The sequence below is a fragment of the Sanguibacter biliveldensis genome, assembly GCF_033798665.1.
In the GTDB taxonomy this organism is placed as follows: Bacteria; Actinomycetota; Actinomycetes; order Actinomycetales; family Cellulomonadaceae; genus Sanguibacter; species Sanguibacter inulinus.
Genome location: NZ_CP138359.1, coordinates 4,126,615 through 4,144,780, shown reverse-complemented (window position 1 = coordinate 4,144,780; position 18,166 = coordinate 4,126,615). Strand labels below are relative to the sequence as shown.

The 18,166-nt window shown below is 72.7% G+C and carries 11 protein-coding genes; 4 read left to right on the top strand and 7 right to left on the bottom strand.

Annotation, left to right across the window (positions count from 1 at the left end; genetic code table 11):
* Positions 1-350: 350 nt before the first annotated feature.
* Complete coding sequence (gene rsgA, locus SANBI_RS18015) at positions 351-1,385, top strand: ribosome small subunit-dependent GTPase A (RefSeq protein WP_319157513.1); 1,035 nt, start codon at positions 351-353, stop codon at positions 1,383-1,385.
* Between the two features lie 124 nt (positions 1,386-1,509).
* Here rsgA and SANBI_RS18010 read toward each other — a convergent pair whose 3' ends face one another.
* From SANBI_RS18010 to SANBI_RS17990, 5 genes are all read right to left on the bottom strand, one after another.
* Positions 1,510-1,998, bottom strand: coding sequence for a hypothetical protein (locus SANBI_RS18010; protein ID WP_319157511.1), 489 nt, complete (start codon positions 1,996-1,998; stop codon positions 1,510-1,512).
* A gap of 63 nt (positions 1,999-2,061) precedes the next feature.
* Entirely contained in the window at positions 2,062-2,328 is a 267-nt protein-coding gene (locus SANBI_RS18005; protein ID WP_056126976.1) for a helix-turn-helix transcriptional regulator, read from the bottom strand.
* A gap of 139 nt (positions 2,329-2,467) precedes the next feature.
* Positions 2,468-3,226, bottom strand: coding sequence for an SDR family NAD(P)-dependent oxidoreductase (locus SANBI_RS18000; RefSeq protein ID WP_319157510.1), 759 nt, complete (start codon positions 3,224-3,226; stop codon positions 2,468-2,470).
* A gap of 116 nt (positions 3,227-3,342) precedes the next feature.
* The gene (locus tag SANBI_RS17995; protein WP_319157509.1) at positions 3,343-4,101 is read right to left on the bottom strand and encodes a MarR family winged helix-turn-helix transcriptional regulator; all 759 of its coding nucleotides are present in this window, start codon (positions 4,099-4,101) and stop codon (positions 3,343-3,345) included.
* A 133-nt stretch (positions 4,102-4,234) separates the two neighbouring features.
* On the bottom strand, positions 4,235-5,875 hold the full coding sequence (locus tag SANBI_RS17990) for a methyl-accepting chemotaxis protein (RefSeq protein ID WP_319157507.1): 1,641 nt from the start codon (positions 5,873-5,875) through the stop codon (positions 4,235-4,237).
* 467 nt (positions 5,876-6,342) lie between these two features.
* Between SANBI_RS17990 and SANBI_RS17985 the strand changes: the two genes are divergently transcribed.
* From SANBI_RS17985 to SANBI_RS17975, 3 genes are read left to right on the top strand one after another with little or no spacing between them, the layout of a single operon-like run.
* Positions 6,343-7,365 carry a 3-oxoacyl-ACP synthase III gene (locus tag SANBI_RS17985; protein ID WP_056126981.1) on the top strand — a complete coding sequence of 341 codons (1,023 nt, stop codon included), beginning with the start codon at positions 6,343-6,345 and terminating at the stop codon, positions 7,363-7,365.
* The gene (locus tag SANBI_RS17980) at positions 7,362-10,094 is read left to right on the top strand and encodes an alpha/beta fold hydrolase (protein ID WP_319157504.1); all 2,733 of its coding nucleotides are present in this window, start codon (positions 7,362-7,364) and stop codon (positions 10,092-10,094) included. The genes SANBI_RS17985 and SANBI_RS17980 overlap by 4 nt, the downstream gene beginning before the upstream one ends.
* Positions 10,091-11,128, top strand: coding sequence for an NAD-dependent epimerase/dehydratase family protein (locus tag SANBI_RS17975; RefSeq protein WP_319157502.1), 1,038 nt, complete (start codon positions 10,091-10,093; stop codon positions 11,126-11,128). Before SANBI_RS17980 ends, SANBI_RS17975 begins: the two co-directional genes overlap by 4 nt.
* A gap of 135 nt (positions 11,129-11,263) precedes the next feature.
* On the opposite strand, the gene SANBI_RS17970 is transcribed toward SANBI_RS17975, so the two are convergent.
* Positions 11,264-12,106 carry an SDR family oxidoreductase gene (locus SANBI_RS17970; protein ID WP_319157500.1) on the bottom strand — a complete coding sequence of 281 codons (843 nt, stop codon included), beginning with the start codon at positions 12,104-12,106 and terminating at the stop codon, positions 11,264-11,266.
* Positions 12,107-12,253: 147 nt separating this feature from the next.
* Positions 12,254-18,103, bottom strand: coding sequence for a DUF5979 domain-containing protein (locus SANBI_RS17965; RefSeq protein WP_319157498.1), 5,850 nt, complete (start codon positions 18,101-18,103; stop codon positions 12,254-12,256).
* Positions 18,104-18,166 lie beyond the last annotated feature (63 nt).

Below are 18,166 nucleotides of genomic sequence, written 5' to 3'. Positions count from 1 at the left end.
CGGCGTGCGTGAGCCCTCGCGAGGTCGGCCACCAGCCTCTCGCGGCGGTACGCGAGCTCCGCCTCGATCGTCGGGTCTGTCGTCTGCCAGCTCATGGCGGTCCTCCCTCGTCCTGCGGTCTGCGGCTCTGGCGCCGCTCCCTGTGTGCTCTCCACACTCGTGCTGAGGGGGGTGCTGGCGGATCGGTCGAGCGGTCCTTGTCTCGGGGTGCTGCGGCGCACGGGCGCGTCTGAGGTACCTCAGGTGGGTCACCCACCCGGTCGCCGCGCGGGACCACGCAGGCACGCCGACGGCACCGCCCGCGGAAAACACCTCGCCCCGCGCCTGTGCCGCGCGTCACGATGGGGCGCATGACAGACGACATGCTCGAGACCCTCGGCTGGGACGCCCGGCGCGCCTCCGAGGCTGCTGCCCACCCCGCCGCCGGGCCTGGGGTCTCACCGGGGCGCGTGGTCCGCGTCGAGCGCGACCTCGTGAGGGTCGCGACCCAGGACGGCATGCTGACCGTCCCGTCGGTCGGGCTCGCCGTCGGCGACTGGGTGCTGACCGACGGCCAGTCCTGGGCGAGCGCCCTCGACCGTCGCACGGAGCTGCGCCGCAAGGACTCCGGGCCGACCTCGGACGAGCAGCTGCTCGCGACCAACGTCGACGTCGTGGTCGTCGTCGAGCCGATGGATCCCCGGCCCAGCGTCCGCAGGGTCGAGCGGATGACCACCCTCGCCTGGGCCTCGGGCGCCGTCCCGCTCGTCGTGCTCACCAAGGCGGACCTCGCCCTCGGCAGGGAGGTCGCGGACGTGGCCTCGGTCGTCCCCGGCGCCGAGGTGCTCGCCGTGAGCGCCGCGACCGGTGCCGGACTCGACGCCCTGCGTGCCCACCTGCCTGCGGGGCGCACCTTCGTGCTGCTCGGTCCGTCCGGGGCCGGGAAGTCGACGCTCGTCAACGCGCTCGCCGGGCACGAGGTGCTCGCGACGGGCGACGTCCGCGGCGACGGTCGCGGCAAGCACACGACCACCCACCGCGAGCTCGTCCAGGTCCCCGGGCTCGGGTGCCTCGTCGACACCCCCGGCATCCGCGGGGTCGGTCTGGTCGCCGACGAGGGCGGGCTCGAGCAGGCCTTCGCCGATGTCGTCGAGCTCGCGGCGGCCTGCCGCTTCGCCGACTGCGAGCACAGGACCGAGCCGGGCTGCGCGGTCCTCGAGGCCGTCGCGCAGGGCGCGCTCCCGCAGGCACGGCTCGCGTCCTACCGCCACCTGCTGCGGGAGATCGCGCACCAGAGCGCCCGCAAGGCCTCGCAGGACCGCAGCGCGCTGCGCTCGCGGGGGCGGCAGTCGAACCGGACGATGCGCGAGGCGATGACGGCCAAGGGCCGCGGACCGGCCGTCTGAGACGGTCGGACCGCGGCCCTCGCGCACCCGGGGTGCGGCGCTGTGCATCTGAGGTACGGGTCGGCCCTGTGTGCCTGAGCCCCGGCTCGGCCGTGCGGAGGAGAGGCCCGGTACAGCCCTGTCCTCAGTCGGCCTTCGGGTGCAGGGCCGTGACGAGGGTCGGGATGGTGATGACCAGCTGGAAGGCGATGACCACGACCGCGGCGAGAGCCTCGGGCGAGGCGTCCCACCATCCTGCGCCTGCCGCGAGCAGGACGAGGAGCGCGACGAGCGACGTCACGGAGAGCACCTGGTAGGACCGGGCGAAGACGAGGCCCCGGATCTCGTTCTGGCGTTCGTCGAGGACCTCGGGCGAGAGCTCTTCGATCCCTCGGGTCGAAGCCTTGAGCGCCCCGAGGGCCATGACGAGGGCGAAGACCAGGATCACCATGACAGGGATCCACACGATCATCGGGACGATCTCGGCGGCGAGCAGCATCGCGGCCTCGAGGGCGAGCACGGCGACGAGCGCCGCGGCGAGCAGGCGACGTGCCCTAGGGGTGCGGAGGCCTTCGAAGCTGGGGTCGTCCAGGGTGGCTGCGCGGCGCTCCTGGCGGGCGGTCGAGCGTGTCATGTCGTCTCCAGGGTCGGTCGGGTCTGCGGGAGGCTGTCGGTGCCGAGGGTCGGGCCAGCGGGGTCAGCGACCCTCGTTGTAGATCTGGTCGGCCATGCTCGGGAACGGTGTCAGCGAGAACGCTGCACCGAGAGGGACGCCGAGGGCCTCGGCGATCTTGAGTGCGAGCACGAGGCTGGGGCTGTACTCGCCCCGCTCGAGGTAGCCGATGGTCTGGTAGTGCACACCGACGGCCTCGGCGAGCTCTCTGCGGCTCATGCCCCGCTCGGTGCGCAGGACGGGCAGACGCGTGTAGAACTGCGGCGGCTCGTCGTTCTTCTGCTTCGGCATGTAGTAAAAGTACTACGGGTCGGAGTGGGTGCGCAACAGGGGTGGCGTCCGGGCACGACGAAGGCCGCCGGTCGACGTCGTGGGACGTCGGCCGGCGGCCCGTCAGGTGGTGCGTGCGTGCCGGTCGCCCGGCAGCGGGTCAGGCTGCCGAGTAGCCGCCGTCGACCAGGTGGTAGCTGCCCGAGATGAACGACGCCTCGTCGCTCAGCAGGAACAGGACGAGCGAGGCGACCTCGTCGTCGGTCCCGAGGCGCTTCGACGCGTGCTTCTCCTCGAGGTCGGTCAGGGCCTCGGGGGAGAGCGAGGAGCGGACGAGCGGGGTGTCGATGAAGCCGGGGCCGACGGCGTTGGTCCGCACGCCCTGGGCCGTGTACTCGAGGGCGGCGACCTTGGTCAGGCCGATGAGCGCGTGCTTGCTCGTCACGTACGCGGCGTTCTGCGCGATGCCGACGGAGCCGAGCACAGAGCCCATGTTGACGATCGCGCCGCCGCCGGCGGACACCATCGCGGGGATCTGGTAGCGCAGGCCGTAGAACACGCCGTCGAGGTCTACCGCGCGGACGCGGTCCCAGGCCTCGATGTCGTACTCGCCGATGTTCTGCGGGGCTGCGCCGATGCCGGCGTTGTTGACCGCGAGGTGGAGGGCGCCGTAGGTCTCGACGGCGAAGCGCACAGCCGCGTCGGAGTCTTCGTGCTTGGCGGTGTTCTGCGCGAAGGCCGAGGCCGTCCCGCCCGCGGCGACGATCTCGTCGACGATCCCCTGCGCGGCGTCCAGACGGATGTCGGTGACGACCACGGAGGCGCCCTCGGCAGCCAGCCTGCGGGAGACCGAGGCGCCGATGCCGCTGCCTCCACCCGTCACGATCGCTACCTTGCCGTCGAACCTCTGTCCGGACATCTGCGCCCATCTCCCTCAGTCGTGTGCGGGGCGTTCTCGCCCTCTCCCGCGTCAACCCCGACAGGGTGGTAAGGATTCCCGGTGTGACGGACGAGACGAGATCTCACCGGGCCGCGTCAGCAGACGGTCGGCCCGTGCCCCGGCAGAGGTGATCCCGTGGCACCGGTCCGCGCCGCGAGGTCTTCGTCCGCGTCGCGCAGACCGATGATCGCGTGGACGCTCTCGACAGCGCGGTCGAGCAGGTCGAGGACCTCGGCCACCTCGGAGGGCTCGGCACGCTGCAGGAGCGCGTCGGTCGCCCGGATCTGCATGGCCTCGGCCTGCGTGAGGATCGCGCGTCCGGTGTCGGTGAGCGCCGCCGCGACGACGTGACCGCGGTCAGAGCGGGTCGTCACGAGGCCCTTCTCGCGCAGGGACACGAGGGTGAGCTCGACAGCCCCGGTCTCCATGCCGACCTTGCGCCCGATGTGCCGCGGGTGGTCGACCTCGCACTCGATGGCCTTGAGGATCATGAACTGGCTCGACCGGAGCGAGGTCATCGCCTCCATGCCGCGCTGCAAGAAGGTCCCGAGGACCTGGAGCTTGTTGAGGCGCTCGAGGACCTCGACCGCTGTGTCCAGGTCACCGACGGGCGTGGACACGAGCTCGCGCCGGGCGATCACCGCGAGCTCGGCCCCGGTCACGGCCGGGCTGGTAGAGCCACCGCCGGCAGGGCTGCTGCTGCCAGGTCGGCGGCCGGAACCGCCGTCGCCGGAGCTGCTGCCGTCGGGCCTGCGACCGGAGCCGTCGCCGGGTCCGTGACCACCCGGTCCGCCGCCTGGTCCGACGGGCCCCGTCGAGGGCTCGGAGGGGCGGATGACGGTCGGCGTGCTCATGGGTGGTCCTTCGGTCGGCGGGCAGGTCTACCAGGGACAACGCCTGAGCGGCGAGATCCGTCCCCGAGTCTGCCCTGGACCACCGTCACACGGCTCACAGCCGGGAGGCCACGCCCCCCGGCTGCGTCCTGCGTCAGTACGTGAAGGTCGAGACCGAGGCGCGCATCTCGGCGGCCATCCGGGCGAGCTCGTTGACCGCGGCGGTCGTCTGCGCGAGCGCCTGGGTGGTCGAGTCGGCCGCGTCCGAGACCCCGGTGATGTTCGAGGCGATCTCGCCCGCCCCTGTCGCGGCGTCGGCCACGTTGCGGCTCATCTCCGTCGTCGTCGCCGTCTGCTCCTCGACGGCCGAGGCGATCGTCAGCTGGTAGTCGTTGATCGAGCTGATGACCCCCGAGATGTGCTCGATCGACGAGACCGCACCGGCGGTGTCGGTCTGGATGGTCTCGACCAGGCGTCCGATCGACTCGGTGGCCCGGGCGGTCTCCTGCGCGAGGTCCTTGACCTCCGAGGCGACGACGGCGAAGCCCTTGCCAGCCTCGCCGGCACGTGCGGCCTCGATGGTCGCGTTGAGCGCGAGCAGGTTCGTCTGCTCGGCGATGGTCGTGATGACGCGCACGACGTCCCCGATCTCCTGGCTGGACGTGCCGAGCTTGGCCACAGACCCTGTCGCGCTCTGGGCCGCGGTGACGGCCTCGGCGGCCACCCGGGCGGCGTCGTTGGCCGACTGCGAGATCTCGCGGATCGACGCACCCATCTCCTCGGCGCCGGCCGCGACGGTCTGGACGTTCCCGGACACCTGGAGCGCCGCTGCCGAGACGACCCCGGCCTGGGCGGAGGTCTCCTCGGCACCGGCCGAGATCTGGTGGGAGCTGGCGGAGAGCTGCTCGGAGGCCGCAGCGACCGAGTCGGAGGACCGCACGACGGTGCTCATCACCGACCGCAGGTTCACCAGCGCGCCGTCGAGCGCCGCACCCATGCGACCCAGCTCGTCGCGGGAGGTCATCCCCGTCGTCCCCGTGAGGTCGCCCGCGGCGACCTTCTCGACGACGTCCTGCACCCGGCGGGCGCTGCTGGCGACCTGACGGGCGACCAGCCAGCCGAGCCCGAGGGCGAGGAGCGCACCGAGCACGAGCACGAGGACCGACACCACGCGCTGCTGCTCGTAGGCAGACCGCGCGCTCGCGACGGCCTCGACCGACCGCTCCGTCTCCGCCGTGATGAGGGCGTCGACCTGGGCCGTCATCATCGAGCTGAGCGGGCCGACGATGTCCTCGTTCGTCTGGACCCACAGGGCGGTGTTGCCCGAGAGTGCGATCGGCGCCATGACCGTCCGCTGGTCGTTGAGGTACTTGCGGAGCACGGTGTCGAGCGTGTCGAGCACCAGCTCGCGGTTCGCGTCGAGCTGTGTTGCGCCGTACGCCGCGCGCGCCTCGTCGAAGCGCGCCTCTGCCTCGTCGAGCTCGACGAGCTTGGCGCGCTTGGACTCTTCGTCGACCGCGAGCATCACGTCGCGCACCTTGAGGCGCATGTCGCTCATCGCGGTCTCCATGTCCGCGGAGAAGTGGACGCCGAGGATGTTCTCCTCGTAGAGCATCTCGGTCGTCGCGGCCGAGCTGCTCAGCGCCGCCAGACCCAGCACGCCGACGAGCACGGCGACGGCTGTCGAGACACCGACGGCCGCGAGGACCTTGGTGCGCACGCCCAGGTCGCGGAACCTGGCAGAGAGGCCGCCCCGCGCGGACGAGGTGCTGGGGCGTCGTGAAGCGGCGTTCATGGGGTGCTCCGTGGATATGGCCGGCGGCGGGGGTCGACCTGGACGGTCGAGGCCGGATACGCCTCTCATCGGCCGGTCGAGGGGCAGCGTGAGCCGCCGAGAGGGTGTTCCCGACCGCCTGGGAGGTGGCGTGCGCCACACCCGCAGCGGCCTACGACCGGTCCGCCGACGTGTTTCTCTCACAGCACATCCGGGCGGATCTGGTGCGCAGAGGGTGAAGAACCGGCTCGAACCAGGGCATCGTGACGGTCGACACCTGGGCTCGCGGAGCCTGCGCCGCGCGGCTGGTGGATCATAGAGGGTGGACCCGTCGACCCCGCCAGGGGCTCGGGGCCTTCAGGACACGACCGTGCGCGGTGCTCGCGCGCCCGCGGCCGGTCCACCCCGAACATGCGGAGCGCGGCCGACGGACGCACGATGAGCATCCCGGCCCGTGGCCCGCCCACACGAACGACAGGAACGCGAACGTGAACGGCAACGCAACATCGAAGCACCAGAACGTGGCGCTCCTGTCGGTCGCGACGGTCGTGCCGGACGTCGTGACGACCTCGGAGGAGATGGACAACCGTCTCGCCGAGACGCTCAAGCGCCTGCGCATGCCGCGGGGCCTGCTGCAGCGCGTCGCGGGGGTCCACGAGCGCCGCCGCTGGGCCGCCGACCAGAGCTTCGAGTCTGCCGCGATCGCCGCCGGCGAGAAGGCCCTCGCCGAGGCGGGCATCTCGGCCTCGGACATCGGGCTGATCATCAACACCTCGGTGACCCGTCCCCACCTCGAGCCCTCGGTCGCCGTACGCATGCACAACGGTCTGGGTCTGCCGTCGTCGGCCATGAACTTCGACATCGCGAACGCATGCCTGGGCTTCATCAACGGCATGACCGTCGCCGCGCACATGATCGACTCGGGCCAGATCCGCTACGCGATGATCATCGACGGCGAAGACGCCGACGAGGTCAACGACAACACCATCGAGCGGCTCAACCGCCCGGAGACCAAGCGCTCGGACTTCATGAACGAGTTCGCGAGCCTCACGCTCGGCTCCGGCGCTGCTGCGGCGATCCTCGGCCCGGCCGACTCCCACCCGTCGGGGCACCGCATCCTCGGCGGCGTGACGCGTGCCGCGACCCAGTTCCACGACGTGTGCGTCGGCTCGGTCAACGGCATGTACACCGACACCAAGGCGCTGCTCAAGGGCGGCATGGAGCTGGTCGTCGCGGCGTGGCAGGAGGCCAAGGACACGTGGAGCTGGTCCGCGATGGACCGCTACGTGCTGCACCAGGTGTCCGACGTCCACACGAGCGCGATCGTCAAGGCTGCCAAGCTCGACCGCTCGAAGGTCCCGACCACCTACCCGCGGTACGGGAACGTCGGCCCGGCGTCCATCCCGATCACCCTCGCCGAGCAGTCCTCGACCCTCGCCCCCGGCGACAGGGTCCTGCTCATGGGCGTCGGCTCGGGCCTCAACACCTCGATGATGGAGATCACCTGGTGAACCCTTCGCTCCCAGCCGCCGCGTCCACCACGTCGGCGGCCGTGCTGCCCCCTGCGCTCGACGGGCTCGACCCGGCGTGGTCGCGCCTCGTCGAGGCACCGGACAGCGAGGGAGCGCGGCGCACCTGGCACGTCCTGGACAACCTCTCGCGCCTCGAGCAGTCCGGGTCCGAGCCGATCGGCACCATCCTCTGCGTGCACGGGAACCCCACGTGGTCCTACCTGTGGCGCGGCCTGCTCTCCGCAGCGACCGAGCAGGCTCAGGCCGGCGGCGACGTGTGGCGCGTCGTGGCCGTCGACCAGCTCGACATGGGGTTCTCCGAGCGCACGGGCAGCCCCCGCGGCCTGCCGCAGCGCGTCCGTGACCTCGACGCCCTGACGACGGCCCTCGGCCTCGAAGGACCTGTCGTCACCCTCGGTCACGACTGGGGCGGCGTCGTCTCGCTCGGCTGGGCAGTCGACCACCCGGAGCACCTGCTCGCCGCGACGGTCCTCAACACCGCCGTGCACCAGCCGGAGTCCGACCCGATCCCCGCGCTGCTGCGCCTCACCCTCCAGGGTCCCGTGCTCGGCCGCGCGACGGTGAGCACCCCCGGCTTCCTCGCGACCACCCTGGCCCTCGCCCGGCCCGCGCTGAGCCGCGAGGTCCGCGACGGCTTCATGGCTCCCTACCTGCGCGCCGACCGCCGCGGCGGCATCGGTGCCTTCGTGGCGGACATCCCCGTCGACGAGACGCACCCCAGCCACGCCGAGCTCGAGCGGATCGCCGAGGGGCTGCGCAGCCTCACGGTCCCCGCCCTCGCCCTGTGGGGCCCGCGCGACCCGATCTTCAGCGACCGCTACCTCGACGACCTCATGGACCGGCTGCCGCAGCTCGACGTCCACCGCTTCGAGGGTGCCGGCCACATGATCGCCGAAGAGGTCGACTACGCGGGCGCCGTGCTCACGTGGCTCGCAGACCTCACCGCGGCGCGTGCGGCCGAGCCCGTGGACGGCGCTGCTGCGGGCGTCCCTGCTCCTGGCGCCGCGGCTCCCACCGAGACCGCAGCCTGGACCACCGCGCCCCTGTGGCAGAACCTCGAGGACCTGCGCGACAGCGACGACACCGTCCTCGTCGAGATGGCCCCGTCCTCGGGTGCCGGCCCGCGCACCGTGAGCTGGCGTCTGCTCTCGCGCCGGGTCGACGAGATCGCCGCCGGTCTGCTGAGCCTCGGCGTCCGCCCGGGGGACCGTGTCTCCCTCCTCGTGCCGCCGGGCGCCGACCTCACAGCCGTCCTCTACGCCTGCGTGCGCATCGGCGCCGTCGTGGTGGTCGCCGACGCTGGCCTCGGCCTGCGTGGTCTGACGCGTGCGGTCCGCGGCGCCCGCCCGTCCTACGTGATCGGCGCGCTCCCGGGGCTCTCGGCCGCCCGCGCCCTCGGCTGGCCCGGCGTGAAGATCTCGACCACCGTGCTCCCCTCACCGACAGCACGGGCCCTCGGCGTCACGCGCAGCCTGCTCGACGTCGCGGCGCTCGGCGCACGCGCCCTCGAGGGGACGACCCTCGCCGCGCTCGCCCCGGTGCCCTCGCCCGACGACACCGCAGCGGTCCTCTTCACCTCGGGGTCGACCGGACCCGCCAAGGGCGTCGTCTACGCGCACGGCCAGCTCTCGGCGGTCCGTGACGCCCTCGCCGAGCGCTACGGCATCGGCCCCGGCTCGGGCCTCGTCGCAGGTTTTGCGCCCTTCGCGCTGCTCGGTCCGGCCCTCGGAGCCCGTTCGGTGACCCCGGACATGGACGTCACCTCGCCCAGCACGCTCACGGCGCAGGCGACGGCCGCGGCAGTCGCAGCAGCCGACGCGACCACGCTGTTCTTGTCGCCCGCCGCGATCGCGAACGTCGTCGCGACCTCGGGCGACCTCACGGACGACGACCGTGCGGCGCTCGCCCGGGTGCAGACCTTCCTCTCGGCCGGGGCGCCCGTCTCGGGCAGCCTGCTGGCTGCCGCCGAGAGCCTCATGCCCGCCGCGACCGCCCACACGCCCTACGGCATGACCGAGGGCCTGCTGCTCACCGACGTGACCGCGGACGAGATCCGCGCCGCCGAGGCGAGCGGCGGGCGCGGCGTGTGCGTCGGACGCCCCGTCGCGACGGCGACGGTGCGGGTCGTGGCGCTCGACGAGCAGGGCCGGGCGACCGGCGAGCTCGGCGACACCCCTGACGTCACCGGCGAGATCGTCGTGGCGGCCCCGCACGTCAAGGACCGCTACGACAGGCTGTGGTTGACCGAGCGCGCGAGCCGACGCGTCGACGGGCCAGCGGCACCCGAGGGTCAGCGCTGGCACCGGACCGGTGACGTCGGGCACCTCGACGCCGACGGCCGCCTGTGGGTCGAGGGTCGCCTCGCCCACGTGGTCGTCACGGCCGGCGGTGTGGTGACCCCCGTGGCGCCCGAGCAGGCCGCAGAGTCGTCGAGCCTCGTCGCGCGCGCCGGTGTGGTGGGTGTCGGGCCCGGCGGGACCCAGCAGCTCGTCGCCGTCGTCGAGACCGCCGAGCGCAGCCGCCGCCCTGGCCTCGCGCCGCACGACGTCGCCGAAGACGTCAGGGCGCGGGTCTCTGAGCCTCTCGCCGCCGTGCTCGTGGTGCCCGACCTGCCGACGGACGTGCGCCACAACTCGAAGATCGACCGGAGCCGTCTGGCCGCCTGGGCCGAGGACGTGCTCTCCGGAGGACGGATGACCACCCCATGACCGAGCCCGCGACACCAGCCGACCAGACGGTCCTCGTCACAGGGGCGAGCGGGTTCCTCGGCCGTGCCGTGGTCCGCGAGCTGCTCGCGGGCGGCTACGCCGTGCGGACCCTCCAGCGGACGCCGAGCCGCACGCCAGGGGCGACCGACGTGCTGGGCTCGGTCACCGACCCGGAGGTCGTCGCTCGTGCCGTAGCCGGTGCCGACGCCGTGGTGCACCTCGCTGCGAAGGTCTCGCTCGCCGGTGATCCTGCCGACTTCGAGAGGGTCAACGTCGGCGGCATCCGGACGCTGCTCGACGCCGCGCAGGCCGCCGGGGTGCCGCGCGTCGTGCACGTGTCGTCGCCGTCGGTGGCCCACCACGGCGACTCGATCGTCGGCGACGACGCCGGGCCTGCGGACCCTGCGCTCGCCCGCGGCGACTACGCCCGCACGAAGGCCGCAGCCGAGCTGCTGGCCCTCGCCCGCGACGGGGCTGCTCTCGGTGACGGGTCCACGCCAGAGAGTGCCAGCGCCGGCTCCGTCATGCGCGTCGTCGCCGTGCGCCCGCACCTCGTCTGGGGCCCCGGGGACACCCAGCTCGTCGCCCGCGTCGTCGAGCGGGCCCGCGCGGGACGTCTCCCCCTGCTCGGGCACGGCGCCGCGCTCATCGACTCGACCTACGTCGACAACGCGGCGAGCGCGATCGTCGCGGCCCTGCGCGCCGTCGACGACGTGCACGGCCAGGCCTACGTCATCACCAACGGTGAGCCGCGGCCCGTCGCAGAGCTCCTCGCGGGGATCTGCCGTGCTGCCGGCGTCGAGCCGCCGCGCTGGAGCGTGCCGGCGTCGGTCGCCCGTGCGGCTGGCTCGGCCGTCGAGGCCGGCTGGAAGATCCGCCCGGGGGCCGACGAGCCGCCGATGACGAGGTTCCTCGCCGAGCAGCTGTCGACGGCGCACTGGTTCGACCAGCGCCGCACCCGCCGCGACCTGCGCTGGGAGCCGGCCGTCTCGGTCGACGAGGGTCTGCGCCGCCTGGCCGCGTCGTACAGCTGAGAGGCGCTCGCCCGCGCGAGCCCTCCGCAGCTGTACGGCCGGTCCGCCCCCGCGCACCTAGCCGGTCAGTCCGGCGCCGGACCTGACCGGCCAGTACGCCGCCACACCTCACCGGCCAGTCCGCCGCCGTGCTGCTCAGCCGGTCTGCTGGCTGAGCAGCTCGCGCAGCGTCAGCGGCGGCCGGCCGGTGAGCCGTTCGACGGTGCCCGTGACCGTCGCGAGCTCGCCCTGGGCGATCGCCGTGTACGTGGACACCCAGGCGTGGACCTCCCAGTCGGGGGCGTCGTAGACGCGCCGCGACTCGTAGGCCTCGGGGACGGTCTCGTCGACGTAGGCGAGGTCGCGGCCTGTCACCTCGCGGATCACCTCGATGGCCTCGGGGATGCTCAGGGCCTCGCGCCCGGTGAGCTCGTAGGTCTGGCCGGCGTGCGACGCCGGGTCCTGCAGCACGACCGCGGCGACCCGGGCGACGTCTTCGCGGGCGACCGCACCGAGACGTCCCTGCCCGGCAGGCCCGCGGATCACGCCGTCCTCGCCGGCGAGCATGGGCAGGAAGTCGAGGTAGAACGAGTCCCGCAGGAACGTGTACGCCATCCCGGAGGCCCGGATGTGCTCTTCGGTGTACCAGTGGTCGCGGGCGAGCGTGAAGACGGCTGTCGGCGACGCCCCGAGGAAGGACGTGTACACGACGTGCTGGACACCGGCGCGGGCGGCGGCGTCCACGAAGGCCCTGTGCTGGTCGAGGCGCTCGGCGCTCTCGGCCCCAGAGACCATGAAGAGCACGTCGACGCCGGCGAGGGCCGCGTCGGAGGCCTCGGTGTCCCCGTAGGACGCCTGGACGACGTGGGCGCCGGGGATCTGGGGAGCGCGGTCGGGTGAGCGGACGACAAGACGCTGCTCGAGCCCGGCCTCGCTGAGCAGGTGGGCGACGGCCCCGCCTACCGAGCCTGTCGCGCCGGTGACGGCGATGGTGGTCATGGGGCTCCTCCTCGTGGTCTGGTGGCTTCTCCGTCGAGTCTGCCTCCTCGTGGGCGCCGCGTCGCGGCGGGGAGCCCGGACGCCCGCGAAGGCCCGGAGCCCGACGTCTGTCGGTCTCCGGGCCTCCGCGGGCCGTCCGAGGGTGTGTCAGCCCTGCGTCTCACCTCTCGCGTCGGCCGTGCGGCGGCGACGGACCACGAGCACGGCGCCCGCAGAGACGAGCAGCAGCGCGACGACGCTGATCCACGCCACGTCGGCACCCGTCACGGGCAGGCCGCCTGCGGCAGCCGGGACGCCTCCGTCACCCGGGGTCGAACCAGGTCCGGTCGGGGTCGACGGGTCGACCGACGGGTCTGTCGGGCCCGTCGGCTCGACGGGCTCGGGCGGCGTCGTGAAGGTGTTGACGACAGTCAAGCCGATCTCCTGCACCTCGTCGCTCGTGCCGACGACCACGGCTGTCTCGTAGGAGTCGGCGTCGATGGTGACCGTCGTCGCGCCACCGGTCTCGGTCTCCGCGGCGAAGCAGTGCGCCCCGTTCGGCAGCAGCAGGTCGGCGCCGTCGGCGTCGACGAGCCGCAGCGTCTCGCCACCACGGATCTGCGTCGAGGCCGACCCGAGCGTGAGGATCGTCCCGTCAGAGGCCTCGACCTGGCAGGTGACCAGGACCGTGAACTCTGCGTCGCGCACGGCCTCGGTGTCGGCGGCGTCGCCGTCGACGATCTTGGTGAGGTCGAGCGTCGCGGCCGAGAACACGTTGGTGAAGCCGGCGACGACAGTCTGCTCGAGGCCCTCGACAGCGTCGGGGATCGTCACCGTGACGGGAGCCGGGGTGGTGTCGGCCCCGCCGGTCCCCGTCTCGGTGACCACGCACTCGGCACCCACGGGGAGCCCGTCGAGAGGCTCGGAGTAGAGCGTCTCCCCGCTGCCGTCACCCTGGACGACCACCTCGGTGCTCACCGCGTCGGCGCGCCCGTCGAGCGAGCACACCACGGAGAAGGTGAAGGGTCCGGCGGTCAGGCCGACCGCACCCGGGCCGCTGAAGTCCTTCGCGACGACGAGCGAGCCGGCGCGGAACTCGTTGACGATCTCGAGGGTCGTGACCATCCCGGCGGCCATGAGCGCCGGGGTCGGCTCCGCGCTGGCGGCACCGACGGCAGGTGCGCCGTCAGCGCTGTCAGCACCAGCAGCACGCTCGGGACGGGCGACGCCGGCCCCGTAGGTGACTTGTGTCGCGCCACCGGCACCGGTCTCGAGGACCGAGCACTCAGCGCCCGAGGGCACGTCGACGACAGTCGTCTCGAGGGAGCTCACGGTGACCTGGAGCGGGTCGAAGCCTGCGACAGGCGCACCACCGTAGGTGCAGGTGACCGCCGCGGGGTAGGTCGTCTGCGCGTACGGCGCGGCCTTGCCGGCGACCTCTTTGACGAGCGCGAGGCGCGTCGTGGAGAAGTCGTTGACGATCCGGACCTGCTGCACCGAGGTCGTCCCGGTCGCGTCGGCCGGGATGGTGACCAGGACCGGGTCTGTTTCGGTCGCGTCCCCGGCGCCGCCCCGGGGGTCGGTCTCCCACACGGCGCACTCGGCTCCCGACGGGATCCCGCCGACCGTGACAGGGCTGTCGACGGAGACCGAGAGCGTCTCGTCGCGGACCGTGGTCACGTCGCCGCCGACGGGGTCGACCGTGCACACGACGCGCACGCCGAAGTCGACGTCGTCGAGGGCGAGACCGTAGGGGTTCTCACCGATCTCCTTGGAGATCTCGAGGCTGCCGAACATCAGGCCGACACCCACCTGGATGGGCTCGGTCGAGGGCAGCACGTACGAGCCCCCACCGCGCTGCGTGGTCTCGGCGTGCGCGAAGGAGTTCCACGCGACCGAGGGGTTGGCCACCTCGGTCGCGTCGACCGGGGAGGTCATCGCGAAGGTGATGTCGACGGAGCCACCCGGGACGAGCGGCGTCGCGAAGGTGAGGTCCATCGACGCCGCGGTGACGTCGGGGGAGAAGGGCGCGGCCCACTCGGAGCCGGCGCACTGCGGCTTGGACGAACCCGCCCCACCCATGTCGAGGTCGGAGGTGCAGATGGTCCCGCTGGTCGTGTAGCGGGTGGTCATCGCCCCAGGGCCGGCGAGCTGCGGCTCGGAGGCGAGGGTCGGGCGCGTGGTCCACTGCGTCCCGCGGGACTGGTCGAGGATCACGCCGGTGTCGCCCTGGACGGGGAACCTGTCGACGATCCGCATGTTCGTCGCGGACTCGGTCCCCGCGTTGACCAGGCGCAGCAGGTACTGGAACTGGTCGCCCGGGTTGACGAGCGCGATGCACGGGAAGGCCGTGTAGACGACGCCGTCGGGGCCGACGCGCGACGGGCACTGCGGTCCGCCGACCGCGACGGTGGTCTTCGTCCGGGTGTTGTACCAGCCGAGGTCGACGGTCCCGGCGACCCACTTGCGGGCGCTGAACGCGGCTCCGCCCTTGACGGTCACACCGGCGCTCGCCGTGCAGTACGTGCCGGGGCCGAAGGCGCCGTCGGTCTGGGACGCGGCGTCGCAGGTGAAGGACGGGCCCGTCCCGGTCGCGCCCATGGTGTTGGTGATGACCTGGTTGGTCGTCACACCGGGCTCGAGGCGCACCTGGATCTCGATGGTGAGGCGGGCGCTCGGGGCGAGCAGCCAGGGCTGCCCGTCGGCGCTGGTCGAGAAGTCCCAGGTGAGACCCGCCGTGCGCTCGCCGTCAGGTGTCGCGGTGAAGACCGGTGCGGGCACGGGCGGCGTCCCTGCGGGCACCGTCACGTCGACGACCTTGAAGGGCTGGCCGCCGTCGCCGGCGAAGCTCTCGTCGAGCTCGAGACCGACGGGCAGGAGGTCCTTGACCACGAGGTCGCTGATGTTCGAGGTGCCGGTGTTGCGCACGGTGAGCCTGAAGGGGGCCACCTCACCCGGTTCGATCGACGAGTTCGGCGTCTTGGAGACCGCCATGCTCGACGTCCCCTCGACGAGCGCGAGGGTCGCGTCGACGGGGTCGATCTCGCGGGGGTCGCCCGAGACCGGGTTGAGGAAGGTGTGGTACCTGGCGCTGACGGTGTTGGTCAGCGTCGCGGGGACCTCAGCCGTGGCGTCGCTGCGCGGGTGCTGGCGCGGGCTGACCGTGAAGAGCAGCCGGCCCGAGCACATGGTGTCCGCGCACGGCGTGAGCATGTAGCCGTCGTTGACGGTGCTCGTCGACGTGAAGGTGGCCCGCAGCCCGGTGACCGACGCGGCGCTGACGCCGTTCGGCAGGACCGCCGTGGTCCGCGGCGTGCCTGTCACCCAGGCGCCGCCGGAGTAGGCGTCGACCTGGACGCGGTCCGCGCCGGCCGGCATGCGCAGCCCTGTGAAGGTGCGGAAGTCGACGGCGTCGAAGAAGTCGGGGTCCTGGTCGGTCATCTGGAGCGACTTCATGCTCATGTTGCCGGTGTTGCGGGCCGTGAGCGTGACCGTCGCGGTCTGCTGGGAGAGCCCGGGGACCCACTCGGGGAGCGTCGCCGGGGCGATCGACTTGTTGAGCGACCCGGCGTCGTTGGCCGGGCCGGTCTCGATCTGCGGGGAGCACGCCTCGGTGCCGACGTAGCCGCCTGCGGTCGGGGTGTAGCAGTTGGTGATGACGACTCCGTCAGGGACACCGGGGCGGCGCTCGGTGCGCAGGTTGAGCGTGAAGCCCTTCGTGGGCGTGAGCTCTCCGTCCATCCGGGCGCGGACGCCTGTCGCGCGCTCGAGGACGTCGGCTGCGGCGCCCGTGTACGCGACCCAGGCCGCGGCGACGGGGTCGTAGACCTCGATGGTCACTCCCGGGGTGCTGGCGGACTTGTCGACCGAGGCGCTCGTGAGCCGGAGCGAGTCGAAGGGGTTGCCTGCCGCGACGGGGGTGCCGTCAGGCTCGGTGCGGGGGTCGGAGACGACCGGGGAGACGAGGGCGATGTTGCCGTTGTTGACCACGCGCAGCGTGAAGGGGATCGGCTGGTCCTCGGGGACCGAGGTCTGCCCGACGGTCTTGGTGCCGCCGAGGCTCGGGTTCGCGGTCTCGACCTCGAGGTGCCCCGAGACCGTCCCGGAGGTGGTGCCTGTGCTGTCGGTGCGGCCGGCTGAGCCCGTGTACCCGGCGACGTTGAGCACGAAGGGGCTGGTGCCGTCGGCCAGGTCGTCGTCGGTCACCAGGTCGTTGAGCGTGCCGTGGATGCCGAGCCGGGCTGTCGCGCCCTCGGCGATGCTGGGGTTGCCGTCGGCGTCGCGGCCCGAGTAGGTGATGGTCACGCCGGTGACGCGCTTGCCTGCCTCGGTCGGGGCGGTGCCGTCTGCCGTGTAGGTCTGCTCGGTCATGGTGCCGTCGGCGTAGGTGACGAGCACCTGGGCGCTCGTGCCACCCTGCGGCAGCACCCAGCGCACCTGCGCGACGTCGAGCTTCTCGAGCTCGCTCGCGCTCGGGTCTCCGACCGGGGCGCTGTGCGGCTCGCGGACGACGATCTCCGCGATCTTGAAGGGGGACCGGTTGGTGATCGAGACGATCGCGGTCACCGGGGAGGCGTGGCCGATCACGGCGTGCTCGCCGGAGTCTTCGGAGTAGCTGCCGTCGGTGTCAGGGAAGTAGTCCTTGGTCGCGCCGAGGACGAGGGTGTCGGGGAGGATCTGCGTGCTCGCGCAGACCTGCGTCCCTGTCGACGGACCGGCGACGGCGTCGACGGCGCCGGGGACTGCGCAGTTGTCCACGACGATCCGGCTGCTGGGGCGCAGCGGCTCGCCTGTCGAGCGGAGCGTGTCGCGCAGGACCATGTCGAGGGAGACAGACCCGCCGGTCGCGTCGTAGGGGAGCGCGGTCCCGCCTGCGGTGAAGGCGATGCGCGCCCCGGTGACGGTGGTCGCGTCCACGCCCGCGGGCAGGTCGAAGGCACCGGGGGCCGTGAGCTGGCCGGCCGGCACCTCGGCGCCGTCGACGACCACGAAGAGCTGGGCCGTGGTCGCGCCGGCCGGGAGGGTCAGGAGCGTGGCGTCGGTGAGGTCGAAGTGCTCGAAGGTCGCGGGGGTGCTGTCGCTGACGGACAGCTCGGTCACCTCGGCCGAGGTCGACGAGGTGTTGCGGACCCCGAGCACGATCGTGCTCGTGGACCCTGTGCCAGCGACGTTGGCGGGGCTGTCCCAGCGCTTCGTCGCGACGGGTGTCACGACGCGCGGGACTGAGACCACGAGGTCGGAGGTCGAGGAGTGCGGCTCGGCGTTCTCGGCGACGACCGTCGCGGTGTTCGAGACCGTGCTGCCGTCGAGCAGCGTGGTGTCGGCCGGCAGGCGCATGCCGATCGTGAGGTTGACGGCCGAGCCTGCGGTCAGGCCCTTCTCGCCGACGGGCTCCTGCAGCGCGTCGATGAACTGGACGGTGAGCTCACGGGTCGTCTCGTCGTAGGTGACGGTGCGCGAGGGGGTCGACGGCGGCAGGCTCGTGACGTCGAGGCCTGCCGGCAGCACGTCGGTGACGGTCTCGTCGACGCAGTCGACGGTGAGGCCGGAGCACTTGACGGTGATCTGGTAGGTGAACTCCTTGCCGGGGGTCAGTGCGCCCACGACGTCGTTCGTCTTGGTGACGTTCACCTGGCTCGTCGGGAGGTCCGCGGCGGCGACCGCGCCCTGGCGCTGGGCCGGGGCGTCGTTGGGGTCTGTGCCCTCGGTGGCTCCCGGGGCCTCGGGGGCGGTCGCGGCAGGCGCAGGCTCGTCGGCGGGCTGCGTGTCCACGGCCCCTTCCGGCGCAAGTCCCGTCTCGTCGGCGGTCGCCGAGGGAGCCGGGGCCGGTGCGGGGCTCGGTGCGAGCGTCTGGCTCACGGCCGGCTCGTCGGCCGAGACGGCCGCCACGGGTGGCAGCGTCAGGCCGACGAGCGCGAGCATGATCGACACGGCGACGGTCCGGGCGCGGCGTCGCCCCCTCCCGTCCTGCGTCGGGCGGACGGAGAGTCCGGGCAGGGGCGTGGAAGGGTGCGGCATGAGGTGCTCCGGGGGCTTTCGCCGGTCGAGCCGACCGGCTGAGGCAAGGCGTGCCGCTCAGGA

Coding starts and splice junctions, on each gene's coding strand:
- SANBI_RS17975 (WP_319157502.1), top strand. CDS start 10,091: ATGACCGAGCCCGCGACACCAGCCGACCAGACGGTCCTCGTCACAGGG.
- SANBI_RS18000 (WP_319157510.1), bottom strand. CDS start 3,226: ATGTCCGGACAGAGGTTCGACGGCAAGGTAGCGATCGTGACGGGTGGA.
- SANBI_RS17970 (WP_319157500.1), bottom strand. CDS start 12,106: ATGACCACCATCGCCGTCACCGGCGCGACAGGCTCGGTAGGCGGGGCC.
- SANBI_RS18010 (WP_319157511.1), bottom strand. CDS start 1,998: ATGACACGCTCGACCGCCCGCCAGGAGCGCCGCGCAGCCACCCTGGAC.
- rsgA (WP_319157513.1), top strand. CDS start 351: ATGACAGACGACATGCTCGAGACCCTCGGCTGGGACGCCCGGCGCGCC.
- SANBI_RS18005 (WP_056126976.1), bottom strand. CDS start 2,328: ATGCCGAAGCAGAAGAACGACGAGCCGCCGCAGTTCTACACGCGTCTG.
- SANBI_RS17990 (WP_319157507.1), bottom strand. CDS start 5,875: ATGAACGCCGCTTCACGACGCCCCAGCACCTCGTCCGCGCGGGGCGGC.
- SANBI_RS17995 (WP_319157509.1), bottom strand. CDS start 4,101: ATGAGCACGCCGACCGTCATCCGCCCCTCCGAGCCCTCGACGGGGCCC.
- SANBI_RS17965 (WP_319157498.1), bottom strand. CDS start 18,103: ATGCCGCACCCTTCCACGCCCCTGCCCGGACTCTCCGTCCGCCCGACG.